The following is a 19,929-nucleotide window of genomic DNA, read 5'->3' as shown; positions in this document are numbered from 1 at the left end:
CTGCTCGATGCGCACGTGTAAAATCCCGTCGCATGCGGCGAGCCGCTGTCTCGCATACTAAACCAAACCCATGAGGCACGTCTCGCCGCATGCCGTTTGACTGTCATCCAACCGCCCGGTGACCCCGCGCGGCGCATCTTCACGCCCCGATCGAGCAAACGATTTCCCCCCGTTCGCGATCTGCGCACAGTTACACCGCTGTGTCTTCTTGCAGGCGCCAATCGCCTGTCTTATCTTGCCCGTGCAGGATACATGCCTGCAACGTTCTCAGGGCGGGGTGCAATTCCCCACCGGCGGTAACGGGGCGACCCGAAGCCCGCGAGCGCCCCACGGGGAACGCTGTTTGAAATTCGCTGTGGCGAGTCAAATGGCGGTGGCTTTCGAGAACCGGAGCGGAGCGTACATTGGTACGTGAGCACCGGAAGCGCAGAAAAACGCCGTCAGTTGGCCGCCGCAGTAGAATTGCAAATGGGTTCCAGGTGGGGGTCAGCAGATCCGGTGTAACTCCGGGGCCGACGGTATAGTCCGGATGATAGAGAACGGGTCTGGATCTGGCCTTGGGCTGTGACGGATTGTCCGTCATCGCCGCACTGCTTTGTCTGTTCCCGTAACCCTGAGGAAGCTGGTTACGGAAAGGACTTCAGATGAACCAGGTTTCCTCCTCCAATGGCGCCGTGCTTGGCGCCGCCTTCGTCACCATTGCCGCCCTCGCCTTTGCCGGCACCAACGTTTTGCAATCGGTGCTGCCGTGGCAGTTCGGCATGAGCTCGACCGGCATGGCGTTCTGGCAATATCTGCTGGCGACGCTGTTCGCGCTGCCGCTGATCCTGCGCATCGGCCTTGGCAAGCTGCGCACCCGGCGCCCTCTCGTCCACGAAATCCGGGCTTTCGCCTCGGCCTTGGGCGTCCACGTCTTCGTCTATGGCTTCGCCTCGGGCGTACCGGTCTGGCAGATGGTGACCCTCCTGGCCACCGGCCCCCTGTTCATCATCCTCGGCTCGACGCTGTTCCTGGGCGAGCGCGCCTCCCCCGCCCGCCTGATCGCTGCCTTTGTCGGCTTTGCCGGCGCGCTCATCGTTTCGGGTATCGGCGTCGACGGCTTCAGCCTGACTACGCTGGTGCCGATCGCCGCGGCCGCCCTATGGGCGACGACGGACGTTCTGACCAAATATCTGTCGCGCGAAGAATCGCCCGAAACATTGACGCTGTCCTTGCTGGTGCTGGTCACGCCCAATCACCTGCTGATCCTGTTGATTGCCACTATCGCCGCCTGGTTGATCCCCGGCCTGGTTCCGGCGGGCCTTGCCACCGGCTTTCCGTTCCAGTTGCCGACCGGGGCGGGCCTGGGTCTGCTGGTGCTGCTAGGCCTGCTGACCGCAGCCGCGCAATATCTGTTGAGTCTCGCCTACAAGGTGGCCGACGCCACCTATTTGCAGCCATTCGGCGACCTCAAGGTGCCGCTGACGGCCTTGCTGGGCTGGGCATTGCTCGGCCAGATCCCGAGCCCGTGGTTCTGGCTCGGCGCTGCCATGATCATCGGCGCGTCGGCCTTCATCTTCCACCAGGAAGCGCAAAAGGACCAACCCGGCCCGGCAGCGCAGGCCGCCTAGAGACTGACCCAAGCCTGCTCGTGGTGCGATTGCGCCATGGCATGCACGGTGCGTTCGATCACGAGGCCCGCGTCGAAATCCACGATGCGGGCCGCCTTGCCCTCGATGGCATTGAGCAGTTCGTGGCATTCGATGATCTTGAGGTCGTTGAAGCCCAGCCCGTGCCCCGGCGCCGGAATGAACCGATCGTAAGGCGGGTGATGCGGCGCACTCAGGATGGTGCGAAATCCCTGCTCGGTCGGGCGGTCGCCGGCGCAATAGAGCCGGAGTTCGTTCATCCGCTCCTGATCGAAAACGATCGTGCCCTTGCTGCCGAAGATCTGCAGCGCGATCCGACCCTTGCGGCCCCAGGCGGAGCGATCCAGCGCCATCACGCCAGATATCCCCGTACCGATTTTAAAGAGTATGCTGGCGATATCGAAAGTCTCCACCGCCCTGCGGTTCCCGGATTGAGTCCGCCGATCGGCGTATGGCTTTGACAAGTTTGCCAAAACCCGGGACACCGGGCCAAACAGGTGGTGCAGCAGGCTCAGGGGGTGAACGCCGAAATCGTCCAGCGCGCCATAGCCGGAACTGGCCTCGCTTTTCCAATAGAACAGTGCCTCCGGATCGGCCATGAAGTCCTCGTCCATCTCGACACGGACATGGTTGACCGTCCCGATGGCACCTTCCGCCAGCAGCGTCTCGATGTGGCGCACCAGGGGATTCTGGATGTAGTTGTAGCCTAGCACCGCCACCTTGCCGGACTTTTGCGCCGCTGCCGCCATGCGCTCTGCGTCCGCCAAGGCGACCGCCATCGGCTTTTCGCACCAGACATGCTTGCCGGCCTCAAGCGCGGTGATCGCCATCTCGGCATGGAAAGCATTGGGCGTGGTGATGGAGACGACGTCGACCTCAGGATCGGCGATCAGGTCCCGCCAAATGCCGGTGGCCTTGGCGAAACCGAATTCGGCGGCTTTCTTGTCCGCCAAGGCTTGGTCGACCTCTGCCAGATGCACGAGACGTGGCGTGGGGCCGGTACCGAATACGGCATGCACCTCGGTCCAGGCCAGTGCGTGGCATTTGCCCATATAGCCGGTCCCGATCAGGCCGATGCCCAGACTTTGCGCCATATTGTTCTCCCCTTTGGGCAAACATTTATGCACAATCGGTGGGGAACGGAATATGGCTCGTGCTGGCTCTTGATCGGGGCGCGGAACCCATGTCTCATGGGCAAAAACCAGCATGCCAGATTTCTGGAAATGCCGGGCAGCGACCGGGAGAGACTTGAGTGCGCAGCGACCAAACCAAAGTGCTCGATGTCATTACCATCGGGCGGGCGTCGGTCGATCTCTACGGCCAGCAGATCGGTACCCGGCTGGAGGATGTGACGAGCTTTGCCAAGTCGGTCGGAGGCTGCGCCACCAATATCGCCGTGGGCACGGCGCGGCTGGGGCTCAAATCTGCGCAGATCACCCGGGTCGGCAAGGAGCAGATGGGGCGGTTCATCCTCGAACAGTTGCAGCGCGAAGGCGTTGAAACCCGCGGCATCGTCACCGATCCCGAGCGTCTGACCGCTCTGGCGATCCTGTCGGTGGAAAACGAACATTCGTTCCCTCTGCTGTTCTATCGCGACAATTGCGCCGACAACGCGCTGGATCCCGACGATATCGACCCCGTATTCATCGCCACTGCGGGCGCCGTGCTGGTGACCGGCACGCACTTTTCCAAGCCCCACACCGAGGCGGCGCAGCGCAAGGCGATGACGCTGGCGCGAGAAAACGGCGCCAAGGTCATCCTCGATATCGATTACCGCCCCAACCTGTGGGGCCTGGCGGGACATGACGCGGGCGACAATCGCTACATCGCCTCCGCCGCCGTGTCGGCCAAGATGCAGACCGTCCTGGCCGCGTGCGACCTGATCGTGGGCACCGAGGAAGAGGTGCTCATCGCCTCCGGCGCGTCCGATCTGCTGACCGCGCTCAAGACGATCCGCAGCCTTTCCACCGCTACCATCGTGCTGAAACGCGGCCCCATGGGCTGCATCGTCTATGACGGGGCCATTTCCGACGATCTGGAAGACGGCATCGTTGGCAGGGGATTTCCCATCGAGGTTTACAATGTCTTGGGCGCCGGCGACGCCTTCATGAGCGGGTTCCTGCGCGGCTGGTTGCGCGGCGAACCCCATGCGACCAGTGCCACTTGGGCCAACGCCTGCGGCGCCTTCGCGGTCTCGCGCCTGCTCTGCGCGCCGGAAATCCCGACCTGGGTCGAGCTGCAATATTTTCTCGAGCATGGCAGCCCGGAACGGGCCCTGCGCAAGGATGAGGCGGTCAATCACATCCATTGGGCAACGACCCGGCGGCGCGAAATTCCGAGCCTGATGGCGCTGGCCTGCGATCACCGCAGCCAATTGGAAGAGCTGGCCGGCGGAGATACGGCGATGCTGGCCAGAATTCCGGCATTCAAGACGCTGGCGATACGGGCTGCGACACAGGTAGCCGCAGGGCGGCCAGGCTTTGGCATGCTGCTGGATGACAAATATGGCCGCGATGCGCTTTTTGCGGCAGGAGCACACAAGGACTTCTGGATCGCCAAGCCGATCGAATTGCCCGGCTCACGGCCGCTCCAATTTGAATTTTCGCAAGACCTGGGCAGCCGGCTGATCGATTGGCCGGTTGAGCATTGTATTAAGGTGCTGTGTTTCTATCATCCGGACGACGCGCCGGAGCTGAAAGCGCAGCAGATCGAAAAGCTGCGCGCGGCCTATGATGCAGCGCGCAAGATCGGGCGGGAACTGCTGATCGAGATCATTGCGAGCAAGCACGGCGCGCTGGGCGATGATGTCGTGGCGCGGGCGTTGACGGAAATTTATGATGCCGGGCTGAAGCCCGATTGGTGGAAACTGGAGCCGCAACCCAGCGTCGCGGCGTGGGCGGCGATCGACACGGTCATCGAAACGCACGATCCATTCTGCCGCGGCGTGGTGCTGCTCGGGCTCGAAGCCTCCCAAGCGGCGCTGGAGGCGGGCTTTGTCACCGCGCAGCAATCGCGGACGGTCAAGGGCTTCGCCGTCGGCCGCACGATTTTTGCCGATGCGGCAAGGGGATGGCTGGACGGGACGGTGAGCGACGATGATGCAGTCGCCGACATGGCCGCCCGATTTGGCGCGCTGGTGCAAATCTGGGAGCGGCTGAGGGGGATCACCCCGCAAATTGGGATTGAGGGTAGATGACCCAAACGACAATTCGACTAACCATGGCGCAGGCCGTTGCGCGCTTTCTGACCATGCAGAAAACCATGATCGATGGTGAGACGGTGCCGATTTTCGGCGGCGTGTTTGCCATTTTCGGGCATGGCAATGTCGCCGGGGTCGGCGAAGCACTTTATGGCATCAAGGACACCCTGCCGACCTATCGCGCCCAAAACGAACAGGGCATGGCCCATGCGGCCATCGCGTTTGCCAAAGCCAGTTTCCGCCAGCGGTTCATGGCCTGCACCACCTCGATCGGACCGGGCGCACTCAATATGGTGACGGCCGCCGCGCTGGCCCATGTCAATCGGTTGCCGGTCTTGCTGCTGCCGGGCGACGTATTCGCCAACCGCCTGCCCGACCCCGTCTTGCAACAGATGGAGGATTTCGGCGACGGGACAGCCACGGTCAATGACTGCTTCAAACCGGTCAGCCGCTACTTCGACCGTATCACCCGGCCGGAGCAGATTATCCCGGCATTGCGGCGCGCCATGCAGGTGTTGACCGATCCGGCCGATTGCGGGCCGGTGACGCTGTCGCTGTGCCAGGACGTGCAGGCTGAGGCCTATGATTATCCCGAAAGCTTTTTTGCCGAGAAAGTGTGGGCCGTGCGGCGGATCATGCCGGATGCCGACGAATTCGCCGATGCGGCTGCCGCCTTGCTCCAGGCAGAAAAGCCGGTGATCATCGCCGGCGGCGGCGTGTTGTATTCGCAAGCCACTGGCGCGTTGGCCGCTTTTGCCGAGGCGCATGGTATTCCCGTGCTGGAGACGCAGGCGGGCAAGAGTGCCCTGCCCCACGACCATCGCCTCAACATGGGCTCGGTCGGGGTCACCGGAACGTCCGCCTCGAACACCTTGGCAGAGGAAGCCGATGTCATCCTTGCCATCGGCACGCGGCTGCAGGATTTTACCACCGGTTCCTGGGCCCTGTTCAAGAACGACAGGCTCAAGATCATCGGGCTGAACGTGCAGCCGTTCGATGCGCACAAACACCAGGCCTTGCCGCTGGTCGGGGATGCGCGGGTGGGCCTTGCGGCGCTGGATGCGGCGCTGACGGGCTGGGAAGCCGATGCGAGCTGGACCGCCAGGGCCATCGCCGGCAAGACCGAATGGCTCGAGGCGGCCGAGCGGGCGACCGCCACCACCAATGCCGAACTGCCCTCCGATGCGCAGGTGATCGGCGCGGTCCAGCGGGCACGGGGCAGCGACGGCATTTTGGTGTGCGCCGCCGGTGGCTTACCGGGGGAGTTGCACAAGCTTTGGCGGCAGGGTTCGCCGGGCAGCTACCATATGGAATATGGCTTTTCCACCATGGGCTACGAGATTGCCGGCGGGCTTGGGGTCAAGCTGGCGCGGCCGAACAAGGACGTGATCGTCATGGTCGGCGATGGCAGCTACATGATGCTGAATTCGGAAATCGCCTCCTCGATCATGCTGGGCGCCAAGCTGACCATCGTGGTGCTCGATAATGCGGGCTACGGCTGCATTAACCGGTTGCAGATGGCCACGGGCGGCGCCAACTTCAACAATCTGTTGAAGGACAGCCACCATGTGGTCCTCCCCGGAATCGATTTTGCCGCGCATGCGGCAGCCATGGGAGCCATGTCGCGAAAGGTCGCCTCGATTGCCGAGCTGGAAACGGCGCTGCGGGACACGGAGGAAACCGAAAGGACCACAGTTATCGTCATCGACACCGATCCGCTGATCACCACCGATGACGGAGGTCACTGGTGGGACGTCGCGGTGCCGGAAGTCAGTGATCGGCCGCAGGTGAATGCGGCGCGGGAGGCGTATGTGACTGCGCTGAAGGGGCGGCGGGCGGGGTAATAAGAAGACGCCTTACCTGCCCGTCAGGCACTTTCTCAAAGAGAAGGGTGGTACTGCGTTTGGCGAGGCCCTGGGCCAACCCTCGCCCCTTTAGGGAGATGGTGGATCGGCCAAAGGCCGAGACGGGTGAGGGGTCGCCTCCACAAGTCTGATACAAGAACGCGCAATAGCCAAACTGACCTGGAGCCTAAATGAAAGCCAAACTTGGCATGTCGCCCATCGCGTGGTGGAACGATGATCTGGTGGAATTGAGCGATGATGTGTCGCTGGAAGAATGCCTGCGGCAGTCGCGCTCGGCGGGGTTCACCGGCATGGAAAAGGGCCGGCGTTTTCCCGACGATCCGGCTGTCATGCTGCCAATTCTGCGAGCGGCCGATGTAACCCTTTGCGGTGGCTGGTTCTCGGGAACGCTGGTCGATGAGGACATTGCGATCAACAAGGCGCGGATTGCGCCGATGATCGAATTGTTCAAGGCCGTCGGCGCGCCGTGTATCGTCTATGGCGAAGTGGGCCGCTCCATACAGGGGGATCGCGCCAGGCCGCTCGCCACCAAGCCGAAGCTTTCCGAGGACGAGATGAAGGCATATGCCCGCACGGTCACGGATTTCGGCGAATGGTGCGCCGAGCAGGGCATGCCCCTGGCCTATCACCACCATATGGCCGCCGTGGTGGAGACCGAGCCGGAGCTCGACGCGTTCATGAACGCTTCCGGCGCGGGCATTCCACTGCTGCTCGATGCGGGCCATCTGGCCTTTGCCGGCGGCGACGTGCTGCGGGCCATCGACAATCACCATGGGCGCATTAGCCATGTTCACGTCAAGGATGTGCGCATGGCGGTAATCGATGCGCTCGATCGCACCAGACAGTCGTTTCTCGACGCCGTGGCGCTGGGCGCTTTCACTGTGCCAGGCGACGGTTCGCTGGATTTCCGTGCCATCGTGCAGAAATTTGCCGATCATGGCTATGAAGGCTGGTTCGTAGTGGAGGCCGAACAGGACCCGCGCAAGAACCCGCCACTCAGGATGGCACAGGTGGGGCATAAGGAGCTGATGGCTGTCATGACCGCTGCCGGCTACACCGTGGAAACGCAAGGCTATCCCCAATAGCGCGCATGCTGGTGGGGATGTGCTAAACTGGGCTGGCAGGTCGGAGAAGTGGTTTGAAGGCAAATGATGTAAACTGGTTTCGCCCGCTGTGGCGGCGTGTCACCGTTACAGGGTTCCTTATGGTGTGGTGCGCCTGGGAATGGTTGTGGAACAAAGACGAGCTCTGGGGCTCGCTGATCAGCGCGGCGCTGGCCTATTCGATATACAGTTTCTTTTATGCCTTTCCCAAGGATGAGCCTGATAATGGCAACGACACCCAACCTCCGAGTGCGCCCTAGCGGCACCAGCGGGCGCGTGCACAGCATCACGCCCAACAGCGCGCGCTGGAGCTATGTCGGTTTTGCCCTGCACCGCCTTGACGCGGGCGGCGCCGTCGGCGGAGAAGCCGGCAGCGACGAAGTTTGCCTGGTGCTGGTCAGCGGCAAGGCCAGGATTTCGGTTGATGGCAAGGATCTCGGCGAACTCGGGCAGCGGATGACGCCGTTTGAGGGCGAGCCCTATTCGGTTTACGTCCCGGCCGGCAGCAATTGGGCCGTGGCCGCCACCACCGCGCTGGAGCTTGCGGTCTGCTCGGCCCCGGGTGAGCGCGGGACGTATCAGCCCCGCATCATTGCGCCGGGTACTCATCCGCCGCTAGTGCGCGGCAAGGGCGCCAATGTGCGCCACGTCACCAACATCATGCCCGAGACCGATCCTGCTCATGCCCTGCTGGTGGTGGAAGTGATCACGCCGGGCGGCAATACCTCGTCCTATCCGCCGCACAAGCACGACACCGACAACCTGCCCGAGGAAAGCTTTCTCGAGGAGACCTATTATCACCGGCTCAACCCGCCACAGGGCTTTGCCGTGCAGCGCGTCTATACGGATGATCGGAGCCTTGATGAAGCGCTCGTGATCGAGGACGGTGACGTGACGCTGGTGCCGCGGGGCTATCATCCGGTGGCGACGACCGCCGGATATGACCTGTACTACCTCAATGTCATGGCCGGGCCGAAGCGCATCTGGAAGTTCCATAATGCCGAAGAGCACGCGTGGCTGCTGGCCTAGCCGGTTTATCCCCGGCCGGGCCGACAGGCATAATATCCCAATCAAAACGACGCGCCCTAGCGACCCTGGAAAATCGACTTGTCGGCCAGGATGCCTGTGACTTCGCTGACCTTGACGGCACGCTGTTCGGCCATGGACTTCAGCGCCGCATCCGCCAGCGCCAAGGCGATCAGGCCATCCAGGCCACTCGGGCTGGGAACCGATCGGGATTCAATGGCGTCGATGAAGGTGCTGATTTCATTGGCATAGGCCTGGGTGTAGCGGGTCATGAAGAAGTCATGAAGCGGCGGGCGGGTGTAACCGGACGCGGTGGCGACTTCGATGGCGACCGGTCGCTGGTTTTCGGCGGACACGGCGCCCTTGGACCCATGCACCTCGATGCGCTGGTCATAGCCATAAGTGGCCCGGCGGGAGTTGGAGATCGTGGCATGCTTGCCGGAAGCGGTGGTCAGGATAATGCTGACGCTGTCATAATCGCCGGCGGCGCCGATAGCTTCGTCGACGAGATTGGAGGCGTAGGCGGTGACGCTGTCCACCTCCTCGCCCAACAGGAACCGCGCCATGTCGAAGTCATGGATGGTCATGTCGCGGAAGATGCCGCCCGAGCGCTTGATGTAGTCCACCGGCGGGGCGCCCGGATCGCGTGACGTGATCTGCACCATCTCGACCGTGCCGATCTCGCCCTTGTCGATCACCGCCTTGACGGCCAGGAAGTGGGGATCGAAGCGACGATTGAAGCCGACCATCAGCGTGCCGCCAGTGGCATCCACAATTTTGAGGCACGCCTTGACGCGCTCGACGTCGAGGTCGATCGGCTTTTCGCAGAAGATGGCTTTACCGGCCTTGGCAAACTGCTCGATCAGGTCGGCATGGGTATCGGTCGGCGTGCAGATCACCACGGCGTCGATATCGGTCGCGGCCAGGATTTGCGCGATGCTGCGCACTTCGCAACCATACTGGGCCGCAATGTCCTTGGCGGCCTGTTCCATGGCATCGGCGACGGCGACGAGACGGGCATTGGGATTGGCCGAAACGGCCTTGGCATGGACTTTGCCGATGCGGCCGGCGCCGAGAAGGCCGAAACGAACGGTCATAGGGGGTCTCCAGTGGTCGTGGCGCGGATGCGCGGTAAGCGGTCTTGGGGCCAGCATATCTCCGATGATTTTGCGATCATATGGCGGCATGGGCCGGAACGAAGCTTGCTGCGATCTTGTGCCCAGAATAATGCCGTGGATTGGGGGTTTGCCGGCGCCCTGCCGGAGGTTAAGAGGACAAGGCCGCCGCCAAGTTCGGCAGATCGACATGGGAACGATGCGATGACGAATGTTGCCGAAGCACAGGCTGCCAATAGCGAGCACAGCCTGGAGCAGCCGGGCTATGTGCTGACGCTGAGTTGTGCCGATCGGCCGGGCATCGTTGCAGCCGTCACCACGGAGCTGGCGGCGCTAGGCGGCAATATCGCGGAAAGCAACCAGTTCTGGGACCGCCAGACCGGCATTTTCTTTATGCGCATTGCCTTCACCGCGCCGGCGGGAAGCGATCGCGACGAGATCGAGCGCGCCCTGCGCCCGGCATTCGAGCGCTTCGGCATGAAGACGGCGATCAGTCCGCTGTCACGCCGGCCCAAAGTGGTGATCATGGTGTCTAGGTTCGACCATGCGATGCTGCATCTACTCTATCAAATTCGTGTCGGCTGGCTGGATGCGGAAGTGGTGGGCATCGTGTCCAACCACCCCGATGCCGGCCGAATCGCCGAAAGCGAAGGCATCCCGTTTCATCTCTGGCCGGTCAGCCGGGACACCAAGGCGGAACAGGAAGCCAAGGTTATCGCGCTGGTGCAGGAGAGCGGGGCGGATCTGGTGGTTCTCGCACGCTATATGCAGGTGCTGAGCAACACCATGTCGACGCGGTTGTTCGGCAAGATCATCAATATCCATCACTCGTTCCTGCCCAGCTTCAAGGGCGCCAAGCCCTATCACCAGGCCCATGAGCGCGGCGTCAAGCTCATCGGGGCTACCGCGCATTACGTGACGCCGGATCTGGATGAGGGCCCAATCATCGAACAGGAAACTGCGCGCGTCACCCATTCCATGAGCGCCGAGGACCTGGTGGCAGCGGGTCGCGACGTGGAAAGTCGCGTCCTGGCCCGCGCCGTCAAGCTGCATCTGGAGAACCGGGTCATGCTCAATGGTCACAAGACCGTGGTGTTCGGCTAGGGGTGAGCTTTAAAGTGGCTCAGGTTTCCCGGGCCCGTTCCAGGAGGCGCTTGCATTCAAGCAGTTCGCGCAACACGTCGGACAGCTTATCGCGGCTGTCCTGATCCAGATTGGGGCTGGACAGCATTACGGCCTCCTCGATTTCGGCCTCGTCGCTGGCCGCCTCAGCGGCTTCCAGGATGGGCAGGATTTCCTCGATCGATTTGCCCTCGCCGACGGCGATGACATAGCGGCTGCCCTGGTCCTTGAGGATGCGCTGCACGCCCTTGATGGTGAACCCTTGATCGTAAAGCAGGTGACGGATGCCGCGCAGCAGCAACACATCTTCGGGACGATAATAGCGCCGGCCGCCGCCGCGCTTGAGGGGCTTGATGGTGGCAAACCGGGTTTCCCAGAAGCGCAGCACGTGCTGCGGCAATTCCAGTTCGTCGGCGGCTTCAGAGATGGTCCGGAAGGCGTCGGGTGATTTTTCCACCACGGTCCCCAGCTAGAGCCTCGTGCATTGGGGAAAGCAAAGCGCCGGAGCGGTCGGCGCAATCGTCATAAAAGCCCAGAACGCTTTATTTTCCAGCATGAACCATAGATTTGTTGATCTTGGATTTCAACACGTTGCTGGGTTTGAACACAAGAACCTGTCGGGGGAGGATCGGAACCTCCTCGCCGGTCTTGGGATTGCGGCCGATCCGCTCGTTTTTGGAGCGCACCTGGAAGGAGCCGAACGATGACAGCTTGACGTTGCTACCCTCGATCAGGGCATCGCCGATCAGCTCGAGCACCCGCTCGACCAGCTCGGCCGACTCGGTTCGCGACAGGCCGACAGACCCATAGACCGCCTCGGCCAGATCAGCCCGCGTCACCGTTTTCTGCGTCATCGACACCCCCAAATGTGCTAAGGGTTTGAAATCCCGTCACAGGGCGACCCTTCGCACCTCCGACACCCTGAATTCGGCAGCCAGTTCCCCCAGGAACCGTGCCGAGAGCAAAGGGAATTTTCCCTCGTTATCTGTGTCCGACCACAATGAAAACGCCGCGAGGCGAGCCACTGCGATCGGGTTCCTCCACTTGAAAACGACACTAACGCCTTGAAACACCACAGGTCAATTGGCCGTGGCGGACTTTACCAGCGGATCAGGGATGCGCCCCAGGTGAAGCCGCCGCCCATGGCCTCCAGCATCACCAGATCGCCGGGCTTGATGCGACCATCGCTGAACGCCTCGTTGAGCGCCAGCGGCACGGAAGCCGCCGAAGTGTTGGCATGACTATCCACCGTGATGACGATTTTCTCGGCCGGGATGCCCAGCTTGTTGCCGGCGCCGTCGATGATGCGCTTATTGGCCTGGTGCGGCACGAACCAATCCAGATCGTTGATGCCATAGCCGGTGGTTTCGAACACGGAACGCACCACGTCGGTAATCATGCCGACGGCGTGGCGGAAGACTTCTTTGCCTTCCATGTGGACGAACCCCATGCCCAGGGTCGTCGACGGGCCGCCCTTGGTATAGAGCTTGTCCCAATAATGGCCGTCGCTGCGCAGGCTGGAGGCCAGCACGCCGCGTTCGGGAGCATCGTCCAGCACGTGTTCGACCTCCATCACTACGGCGCCGGCACCATCGCCAAACAGCACGCAGGTGGTGCGGTCGTTCCAGTCGAGCAGGCGCGAGAAGGTTTCGGCGCCGATGACCAGTGCGCGCTTGGCGAGGCCATTCTTGAGATAGCTATCGGCCGTGGCAACCGCAAAGACGAAGCCGGAGCACACCGCCTGCAGGTCGAACGCCATGCCGTGATGCATGCCGAGCTTGCGCTGCACGATCGTAGCTGTGGAGGGAAAAGTGTAGTCGGGCGTGGTGGTGGCAACGATGATCAGATCGATATCGCCGGGAGTAAGCTTCGCACGATCGAGCGCCTGGAGTGCCGCATTGAGAGCAAGGTCCGACGTGAACTCGCCATCGGCGGCCAGATGACGCTGCTTGATCCCGGTCCGCTGCTGAATCCATTCGTCGGACGTGTCGACGCGCTTGGCCAGTTCGTCATTGGTGACGCGGTTGGCCGGCAGGTAACCGCCAACGCCGCGGATGATGGAACGCGTTTGAGTCACGCCGGTCTGGCCTCGGGTTCAGAAGCAGGCAAATCCGTTACGGCGCTCAGAGGGAAACGGAGCATGCCCTCGCCGATCTTGTCGATCAGCCGACTGCGGGCCATCTCATAGCCCAGGCCCAAAGCGCTTTTGAAGCCAATTTCGTCAGTGCCGCCATGGGATTTGATGACGATGCCGTTGAGCCCCATGAACACGCCGCCATTGACGGTACGGGGATCCATTTTGCGGCGCAGTGCCGTGAGCGCCGAACTGGCAAACAGAGCGCCGATCCGGCTCATCCAATTGGCGTTCAGTGCGCTGCGCAAATAGGAGCCGACCTGGCGCGCCGTGCCCTCGGCAGTCTTGAGCGCGATGTTGCCGACAAAACCTTCGGTGACGATGACATCGACCGTTCCCTTGCCCAGGTCGTCGCCTTCAACGAAGCCATGATAGGCGAACCCCGCGCCGCTGGCGGCAGCCAGGATGCGGCCAGCTTCCTTGATGGACTCGAGACCCTTGACCTCTTCGGTGCCGACATTGAGCAAGCCCACGCTAGGCTGTTCCTGATCGAACAGGGCCCGCGCCAGTGCCGAACCGAGAATGGCATAATCCACCAGTTGGCGCGCGTCGGCGCCGATGGTGGCGCCCATGTCGAGCACGACGATATCGCTGCGCAGCGTCGGCCAGATGGCGGCGATACCGGGGCGCGATATGCCTTCCATGGGCCGCAAGCAGAATGTGGCCATGGCCATCAACGCGCCGGTATTACCGCCTGAAACGGCGACATCGGCGTCGCCATCCTTGACGGCCTGGATCGACTGCCACATCGAGGAAACATTCTTGCCCTTGCGAAGCGCCTGGCTGGGTTTCTCATCGGAGGCAATGACCATATCGCAATGGCGCACGATGGAGCGCGCTTTGAGAGCAGGAAATTCCTCGAGCAGAGGTGCAATCTGCTCCTGTCGGCCGTGAAAGATAAACGCCGTGTTCTTGCGTTCCTTGAGCGCCAGGTGGGCACCGTGGATAACCGCTCGCGGGGCGTTGTCGCCGCCCATGGCATCCACTGAAATTCGAATTGTATCGGTCATTTCCGCCCGTAGTCCAGCCCGCTCGGAGCTTGTCGCAACATATCCCATCACCCTTGCGGCGCAACCCCCGCTCGGTAAGGAACGATCAAGTCTCGTCGGTGTCGGTCCGGGTTTTAAACGCTTTCAAACCCGAAAACGGGCCGTCGTCCTTGTCGGCCGATTCGATCCCGAGGGCTGCAAGACTTTCATCGGCCAGGCGCGGGTAAGGATCGATGGCCAAGGCCAGCGTCTCCATCAAGAGCGCGGACAGATCAACCTCGTTGCCTTCGACGTGATCGGGAAAATCTTCGTCCTCCAGATCAACGAAGATCTCGGCGCCAAGCGTCGGATTGTGAGGACGGTCAGAGCCTTGAACGAACAGGCGATCGACCGGCTCATCAATATCCTGGATCACCGGCTCGAAGGTAACAACGGACGGCTGAACGATCTGCGCGTTGAGGCGGCCCTGAACGCGAATGCCGCCGCGCAATTTGACCGCTGTCAATTTGGCCCTGAAGCTACTGACAGCCGTGACCTTGAGGATGTCAGCGATGGCGACAAGCGCCTCGGCGTCCGGCGCGACATCGAGTTCGCGCCCTGCGCTTGGCAGGCGGTCGAAGCGGATGGTGGCTTCAAAAATGGGAGGTTGCGAGGCGCTCAAGCGGCAACCTCGAAGGCAAGAGAGCCTGACATGATGGCACTGGTCGACTGCAGGGCGAGTTTGGCATCCTCGTCCATGAGATACCGCGCCAGCATGCCGGTGCGCGGGCTCTGGGTACCCTCAAAGACATTGCGCGACAGCACGGCTTCAATTGCCGAGGTGTCCTTGGCGTCCATGGCCTGGTTCATGGCTGCCAGTAGTCCAAAAAAGATGTTGCCCATCTTCTGGATTTTCTTGGGTACAGCGAGATCTCCCGCCCCCATTTCCCGCAGGGAGCGATCCATGTCCTGAAAGAACAGATCGAACACGGCCTGGCTGAATTGCTTTTGCGTTTCATCGCCGGAACGGAGCCGTCGAAACAGCAGCGCCAGATGCAGGCTGATCATGTCGAAGCGGCCGGTAACGGTGTCCGGAACACCCCAGTCGGCATAGAATATCGGTTGCCGGGATTGCGCCACAATGGCGCTATAGACGGCGTAAACCGGTTCAACGGCAGTGGTCTTGCGGAACAGGGACAGGATCATGAAGTGCGCTCGGCGTCTTGGTCGGTCACCACGGGGGCAAGCCCATTGCCAGCTTGCCAGAGCGGTGGATTGGCAGCTAAACATTTCAGCGGCTGCCGTTTGCCGCAACGCCTATAGTCGAGAGCCATCGGGAAAGTCAAATTCATGCCTTTGCGTATCCTTGCCGGTCGAATTGCTCCACTGGCCGCCGCCGCCCTGCTCGCAGCTGCCTTGGCTGGATGCACAAGCAATATGAGCCTGGTGACGCAGCGGACCCAGGGTTATGAGATCCCCGACACCGCTTTGCAGCAAATCCGGCCCGGCCAAAGCCAGGCACTAGTGACGACGGTCTTGGGATCGCCGCAAACCACCAATTCGTTCGGCGAGCAGACAGCATTCTATTATGTCGAGACCAAGGTACAAGAAACCTCCTTCGGTATTAATTCGATCAAGTCGCGGACAGTCCTGGCGGTTTACTTCGACAAGAACAAGAAGGTCATCGACACTGCGGTCTATTCGCTGGCCGACGGCAAGACGGTTACCATCGAAAGCCGCCGCACCCCGTCGTTTGGCGCAGACCGGACGTTCGTAGATCAGATTTTGCAGAGCTTCTGACGGTCAAGTACAAGGAGAGCTTCGGGAAACCGGGGTCGATTTGGACGGCACTACAGCGTTTCGCCGATGTCAGAACCTGCCTCGCGAGCGATGGCGTCAAGCGCCGCGTTGACGAGGCCGGAGGCGTCGTCCTCATAGAAGGCCTTGGCGACATCCACATATTCACTGATGACAACGCGGGGCGGAATGTCTTTGCGGCGCAGCAATTCGAACGCGGCAGCGCGCAGGATGGCGCGTAAAGTGGCATCGACGCGCTCAACGGGCCACCCCTCGGACAAGGCCCGGTCAACAGCCGGATCGATCAGCAATTGGTGCTTGGCGACGCCGGATACAATCTGGCGGAAGAAATCTGCATCGGCGGGGAGGTATTGCTCGCCCTCTACTTCGCGGCCCAGGTGAAAGGCACCAAATTGGGCGAGCGTATCCTCCAGCGTGGCGCGACCCACATCCATTTGATAGAGCGCCTGCACCGCGGCCAGACGGGCGGCGCCGCGCTGGTTGGCGGGCCGATCGGCCTGCGGATCACGTTTGGGGGCCTCGGCCATCAGTTTGGTCCTGACGCGAAAAGGCGCGAAGGTCGGTGGGCGTGGTTCATGCTCATGCGTTCAACTTGATCTTGAGAGCGGCCATAGCGAGAGCACAACGCGCCGCGGCGCCGCCGACATTGTTGCCGGTTAGCGCAGTCTGGCCGTGTGCTTCACCTTCGGTTTGGGTCGAAACCAGGGCAATGCCGAGGGGCAAGGCATCCACTACGGAGAGTTCAAGCAAGACGCGGGTGACTTCAGGCACGATATGGCTGACATGGACAGGCTGGTTGTCGACCATTGTGCCCAACGCGATAAAGCCATCATATTCGCCGGCTTCGATGGCCATGGCGATGGCGGCGGGAATGGCAAGGACGCTGGGCACGGAGATGAGGTCGAAACTGGCTTGAGCCGCTTCGAGCGCGTCCGTCACGCCTTGCAGGAGTTCATCGGCCCGGTCGGCGTCATAGCGCGACTCAACGACCAGAAAATGCAAATCCTCGCCGGACGCGATATCAATGGGAAATTTGGCGCCTGCCGAGGCCATATTGTCAATCCTTGCTGCAGAGATCGCTCAGGCGTGGGAGGTGGCGGTTCGGATCGGGGATTGCCCTGCACCCTGCCACCCCATAATCGCCCGCAGCGGTAACATCAACCGAATAGGCGAGTGAAAGGGTGAAGCGCTATTCATCGTCACTTGCGGCAGCGCCCGGGTCTTTCGCCAGTTCGGCGAGAAACGAGCGGAAATCATCGGCGGCAGAAAAATTCTTGTAAACCGAGGCAAAGCGAACAAAGGCGACGTCATCGAGACCCTTAAGGCCCTCCATGACGAATTCCCCGATCTGGTCGGAGCTGACTTCGACTTCCCCCTGGGACTCCAACTGGCGAACGATGCCCGAGATCATGCGCTCGCTGCGTTCAGGATCGACGGAGCGCTTGCGCAGGGCGGTGTTGACCGAGCGGGCAAGCTTTTCGCGATCAAACGGCACCTTACGGCCGGACTTCTTGACCACGGTCAAATCGCGCAACTGCACGCGCTCGAAGGTGGTAAAGCGGCCGCCGCAGCCCGAACAGATACGGCGGCGCCGAATCGCCCCGGAATCTTCGGTCGGGCGGCTGTCCTTGACCTGGGTGTCGTCGTTACCACAATAGGGACAGCGCATCCGGACCCCTTACTGGTAGATCGGGAAGCGTGCGGTGAGCGACTTCACCTTCTCGCGCACTGCCGCTTCGACCATGGTGTTGCCGTCGTCGGAATTGGCCTCGCGCAGGCCGTCAAGCACTTCGACAATCAGGTTGCCGATTTCCTGGAATTCGGCGATGCCAAAACCACGCGTCGTGCCGGCAGGAGTACCGAGGCGGATGCCGGAGGTGACAAACGGCTTCTCGGGATCGAAGGGGATGCCGTTCTTGTTGCAGGTGATGAAGGCGCGGCCAAGACCCTGCTCCGCGCGCTTGCCAGTAGCATTCTTGGGCCGCAGATCGACCAGCATCAAATGATTGTCCGTACCGCCGGAAACGACTTGCAGGCCGTGCGACTTCAACGTCTCGGCCAGCGCCTTGGCATTGGCGACAACCTGGTGCGCATAGGCCTTGAACTCAGGCTGCAACGCTTCCTTGAAAGCGACGGCCTTGGCCGCGATGACATGCATCAGGGGGCCGCCCTGCAGGCCCGGGAAAACTGCCGAGTTGATCTTTTTGGCAATGTCCTCGTCATTGGACAAGATCATGCCGCCACGCGGACCACGCAGGGATTTGTGGGTCGTAGTGGTGGTGACGTGGGCGTGCGGCACCGGCGAGGGATGCACGCCGCCGGCGACTAGGCCGGCGATGTGAGCCATGTCCACCATCAGGTAAGCGCCGATTTCATCGGCAATGGCGCGGAAGCGCGCCCAATCCCAGAACCGCGAATAAGCGGTGCCGCCGGCCAGAATCAGCTTCGGCTTGTGCTCACGGGCAAGGCGCTCGACCTCCTCCATGTCCAGCAGGTGATCGTCCTGGCGGACGCCGTAGGAGACGACGTTGAACCACTTGCCGCTCATGTTTACCGGCGAGCCATGGGTCAGATGGCCGCCCGAATTCAGGTCGAGCCCCATGAAGGTGTCGCCGGGCTGCAGGAGCGCCAGGAACACGGCTTGATTCATCTGCGAACCGGAATTGGGTTGCACATTGGCGAACCTGGCGCCGAACAATCGCTTGGCGCGCTCAATGGCCAAGGTTTCCGCCACGTCCACGAACTGACAGCCGCCATAGTAGCGCTTGCCCGGGTAACCTTCGGCATATTTGTTGGTCATGATCGAACCCTGCGCTTCCAGAACAGCGCGCGAGACGATGTTTTCCGATGCAATCAGCTCGATTTCATGCTGCTGGCGGCCGAGCTCATCCTGGATTGCACCGGCAATCTCGGGATCGGTATCAGCCAGCGAAGCGCTGAAGAACTGAGGGAACAATGGAAGTGAATTTGCAGCGCTCATGGGCGATCTCCTGGGATTTCCCGAGATGTTGTGCTGGGCTTGTGGTGTTGACGCAGCCTGTAGCACAAAGCGGAACGGCTATCCAAGCGTTGCGGTGAGGATTTGTCCGCTGGATACGCAACCGGAATGGAACCGGCGCATTGAATTGTCACAGACCGGAAACTCCGGCCGCGGGCGGGATAACCAAGAGATTTATAATGAACATATTGAGAAATGGACTGACGGCACTAGCACTGGTCGGCACGATGGCGATATCCGGCGCCGCACCGGCACAGGCTCAGGACCCCATTGCCTATGGCCAACGCGACCGCGTGATTACGAGCTACTGCAACAGCAATCGCGGCGACTCCGACTGTCGGCGTTATAATAGGGGCGGTTGGCGCGACCGGGATTACAATAATTTCTATAACAGCCGGCGCGGCAATCTGGATTCGATAGCCACTGGCCTGTTCGGTTTTGGTTTTGGCGCGATTGTCGGCGGCGCGATCGCCAATTCGAACAACAACAATTACAACGGCGACCGTCTGGTCGGGGGCGGCTCGAGCCATGTGCAGGCCTGCTTCAACCGCTATCGCTCGTATGACCAGGGAACAGATACGTTCCTGGGCTTTGATGGCGTTCGCCGTCGTTGCAACTTGTAGGCTGCCAGCCATCGCGGCATATTGGAAAAGCCCGGGTCAACCCGGGCTTTTTTTGCATAGATCTAAAAGCGTCGAGGTTCAGCGGGCAAGGGGGCTGCCGAGAGCCGCTTGCGCAGCTTGGCCAGGGCGACTTGCTGCATTTGAGTCTTGGAGGCCGCGACGGGTGTTATGACCACGACTTCGACGCCGGTGGAGACATGGATGGCAGCGACGCGCATTTGCGGGCCGACCTGCACGAACTCGAACAAGATCTCCGCATCGACCATTTTCCCTGCCCTCCGATCGGGGCAGAATAGCGGAAGTTCGGATGAAACGCGAACGCCCTCCAAA

At 61.5% G+C, this 19,929-nt stretch carries 22 protein-coding genes and 1 riboswitch; of the genes, 9 read left to right on the top strand and 13 right to left on the bottom strand.

Annotated features, from left to right (window positions below; genetic code table 11):
• The first annotated feature begins 259 nt into the window (after window positions 1-259).
• A riboswitch (FMN riboswitch) is annotated at window positions 260-545 on the top strand.
• A gap of 99 nt (window positions 546-644) precedes the next feature.
• Window positions 645-1,610 carry a DMT family transporter gene (locus ACFE8X_RS12295; protein WP_375451768.1) on the top strand — a complete coding sequence of 322 codons (966 nt, stop codon included), beginning with the start codon at window positions 645-647 and terminating at the stop codon, window positions 1,608-1,610.
• On the opposite strand, the gene ACFE8X_RS12290 is transcribed toward ACFE8X_RS12295, so the two are convergent.
• Window positions 1,607-2,722 (bottom strand): Gfo/Idh/MocA family protein, encoded by a 1,116-nt coding sequence (locus ACFE8X_RS12290; protein ID WP_375451767.1) that lies wholly within the window; start codon window positions 2,720-2,722, stop codon window positions 1,607-1,609. The two genes, ACFE8X_RS12295 and ACFE8X_RS12290, sit on opposite strands and share 4 nt — an antisense overlap.
• 158 nt (window positions 2,723-2,880) lie before the next feature.
• On the opposite strand from ACFE8X_RS12290, the gene iolC reads away from it, so the two are divergent.
• The 5 genes from iolC (at window position 2,881) to iolB (ending at window position 8,824) form a co-directional block, all read left to right on the top strand.
• Window positions 2,881-4,824, top strand: coding sequence for a 5-dehydro-2-deoxygluconokinase (iolC, locus tag ACFE8X_RS12285; protein WP_375451766.1), 1,944 nt, complete (start codon window positions 2,881-2,883; stop codon window positions 4,822-4,824).
• The gene (gene iolD, locus ACFE8X_RS12280) at window positions 4,821-6,671 is read left to right on the top strand and encodes a 3D-(3,5/4)-trihydroxycyclohexane-1,2-dione acylhydrolase (decyclizing) (RefSeq protein WP_375451765.1); all 1,851 of its coding nucleotides are present in this window, start codon (window positions 4,821-4,823) and stop codon (window positions 6,669-6,671) included. The genes iolC and iolD overlap by 4 nt, the downstream gene beginning before the upstream one ends.
• A gap of 191 nt (window positions 6,672-6,862) precedes the next feature.
• On the top strand, window positions 6,863-7,777 hold the full coding sequence (gene iolE, locus ACFE8X_RS12275; RefSeq protein WP_375451764.1) for a myo-inosose-2 dehydratase: 915 nt from the start codon (window positions 6,863-6,865) through the stop codon (window positions 7,775-7,777).
• Between the two features lie 53 nt (window positions 7,778-7,830).
• Entirely contained in the window at window positions 7,831-8,055 is a 225-nt protein-coding gene (locus ACFE8X_RS12270) for a hypothetical protein (RefSeq protein ID WP_375451763.1), read from the top strand.
• The gene (gene iolB, locus ACFE8X_RS12265; protein ID WP_375451762.1) at window positions 8,021-8,824 is read left to right on the top strand and encodes a 5-deoxy-glucuronate isomerase; all 804 of its coding nucleotides are present in this window, start codon (window positions 8,021-8,023) and stop codon (window positions 8,822-8,824) included. Before ACFE8X_RS12270 ends, iolB begins: the two co-directional genes overlap by 35 nt.
• Window positions 8,825-8,880: 56 nt before the next feature.
• On the opposite strand, the gene iolG is transcribed toward iolB, so the two are convergent.
• Window positions 8,881-9,918: an inositol 2-dehydrogenase gene (gene iolG, locus ACFE8X_RS12260; protein ID WP_375451761.1), complete on the bottom strand. Its 1,038-nt coding sequence runs from the start codon at window positions 9,916-9,918 to the stop codon at window positions 8,881-8,883.
• A gap of 222 nt (window positions 9,919-10,140) precedes the next feature.
• Here iolG and purU point away from each other — a divergent pair, with 222 nt between their 5' ends.
• The gene (gene purU, locus ACFE8X_RS12255) at window positions 10,141-11,040 is read left to right on the top strand and encodes a formyltetrahydrofolate deformylase (protein WP_375451760.1); all 900 of its coding nucleotides are present in this window, start codon (window positions 10,141-10,143) and stop codon (window positions 11,038-11,040) included.
• 19 nt (window positions 11,041-11,059) lie between these two features.
• Here purU and ACFE8X_RS12250 read toward each other — a convergent pair whose 3' ends face one another.
• From ACFE8X_RS12250 to ACFE8X_RS12225, 6 genes are all read right to left on the bottom strand, one after another.
• Entirely contained in the window at window positions 11,060-11,515 is a 456-nt protein-coding gene (locus ACFE8X_RS12250; RefSeq protein WP_375451759.1) for a MerR family transcriptional regulator, read from the bottom strand.
• A gap of 85 nt (window positions 11,516-11,600) precedes the next feature.
• A complete protein-coding gene (locus ACFE8X_RS12245) occupies window positions 11,601-11,912 on the bottom strand; it encodes an integration host factor subunit alpha (protein ID WP_375451758.1) in 312 nt (103 codons plus the stop codon).
• Window positions 11,913-12,157: 245 nt separating this feature from the next.
• Window positions 12,158-13,135: a beta-ketoacyl-ACP synthase III gene (locus ACFE8X_RS12240; RefSeq protein WP_375451757.1), complete on the bottom strand. Its 978-nt coding sequence runs from the start codon at window positions 13,133-13,135 to the stop codon at window positions 12,158-12,160.
• Window positions 13,132-14,202 (bottom strand): phosphate acyltransferase PlsX, encoded by a 1,071-nt coding sequence (gene plsX / locus ACFE8X_RS12235; RefSeq protein ID WP_375451756.1) that lies wholly within the window; start codon window positions 14,200-14,202, stop codon window positions 13,132-13,134. Before plsX ends, ACFE8X_RS12240 begins: the two co-directional genes overlap by 4 nt.
• Window positions 14,203-14,287: 85 nt before the next feature.
• Entirely contained in the window at window positions 14,288-14,842 is a 555-nt protein-coding gene (locus ACFE8X_RS12230) for a DUF177 domain-containing protein (RefSeq protein WP_375451755.1), read from the bottom strand.
• On the bottom strand, window positions 14,839-15,366 hold the full coding sequence (locus tag ACFE8X_RS12225; protein ID WP_375451754.1) for a ubiquinol-cytochrome C chaperone family protein: 528 nt from the start codon (window positions 15,364-15,366) through the stop codon (window positions 14,839-14,841). The genes ACFE8X_RS12230 and ACFE8X_RS12225 overlap by 4 nt, the downstream gene beginning before the upstream one ends.
• A gap of 144 nt (window positions 15,367-15,510) precedes the next feature.
• On the opposite strand from ACFE8X_RS12225, the gene ACFE8X_RS12220 reads away from it, so the two are divergent.
• Window positions 15,511-15,960, top strand: a complete 450-nt coding sequence (locus ACFE8X_RS12220) for an outer membrane protein assembly factor BamE (RefSeq protein ID WP_375451753.1) — start codon at window positions 15,511-15,513, stop codon at window positions 15,958-15,960.
• Between the two features lie 50 nt (window positions 15,961-16,010).
• On the opposite strand, the gene nusB is transcribed toward ACFE8X_RS12220, so the two are convergent.
• The 4 genes from nusB to glyA all read right to left on the bottom strand — a co-directional run bounded on the left by nusB (window position 16,011) and on the right by glyA (window position 18,958).
• Window positions 16,011-16,505 carry a transcription antitermination factor NusB gene (nusB, locus tag ACFE8X_RS12215; protein WP_375451752.1) on the bottom strand — a complete coding sequence of 165 codons (495 nt, stop codon included), beginning with the start codon at window positions 16,503-16,505 and terminating at the stop codon, window positions 16,011-16,013.
• A 52-nt stretch (window positions 16,506-16,557) separates the two neighbouring features.
• On the bottom strand, window positions 16,558-17,031 hold the full coding sequence (locus ACFE8X_RS12210) for a 6,7-dimethyl-8-ribityllumazine synthase (RefSeq protein ID WP_375451751.1): 474 nt from the start codon (window positions 17,029-17,031) through the stop codon (window positions 16,558-16,560).
• Between the two features lie 136 nt (window positions 17,032-17,167).
• Window positions 17,168-17,647 (bottom strand): transcriptional regulator NrdR, encoded by a 480-nt coding sequence (gene nrdR, locus ACFE8X_RS12205; RefSeq protein WP_375451750.1) that lies wholly within the window; start codon window positions 17,645-17,647, stop codon window positions 17,168-17,170.
• Window positions 17,648-17,656: 9 nt separating this feature from the next.
• Window positions 17,657-18,958, bottom strand: coding sequence for a serine hydroxymethyltransferase (gene glyA / locus ACFE8X_RS12200; RefSeq protein ID WP_375451749.1), 1,302 nt, complete (start codon window positions 18,956-18,958; stop codon window positions 17,657-17,659).
• 197 nt (window positions 18,959-19,155) lie between these two features.
• Between glyA and ACFE8X_RS12195 the strand changes: the two genes are divergently transcribed.
• Entirely contained in the window at window positions 19,156-19,599 is a 444-nt protein-coding gene (locus ACFE8X_RS12195) for a BA14K family protein (RefSeq protein WP_375451748.1), read from the top strand.
• 62 nt (window positions 19,600-19,661) lie between these two features.
• On the opposite strand, the gene ACFE8X_RS12190 is transcribed toward ACFE8X_RS12195, so the two are convergent.
• Window positions 19,662-19,865 (bottom strand): DUF6898 family protein, encoded by a 204-nt coding sequence (locus tag ACFE8X_RS12190; protein ID WP_375451747.1) that lies wholly within the window; start codon window positions 19,863-19,865, stop codon window positions 19,662-19,664.
• Between the last annotated feature and the right edge of the window lie 64 nt (window positions 19,866-19,929).

The organism is uncultured Devosia sp. (assembly GCF_964244875.1).
Classification (GTDB): domain Bacteria; phylum Pseudomonadota; class Alphaproteobacteria; order Rhizobiales; family Devosiaceae; genus Devosia.
This window is presented reverse-complemented; position numbering and strand designations above follow the sequence as displayed.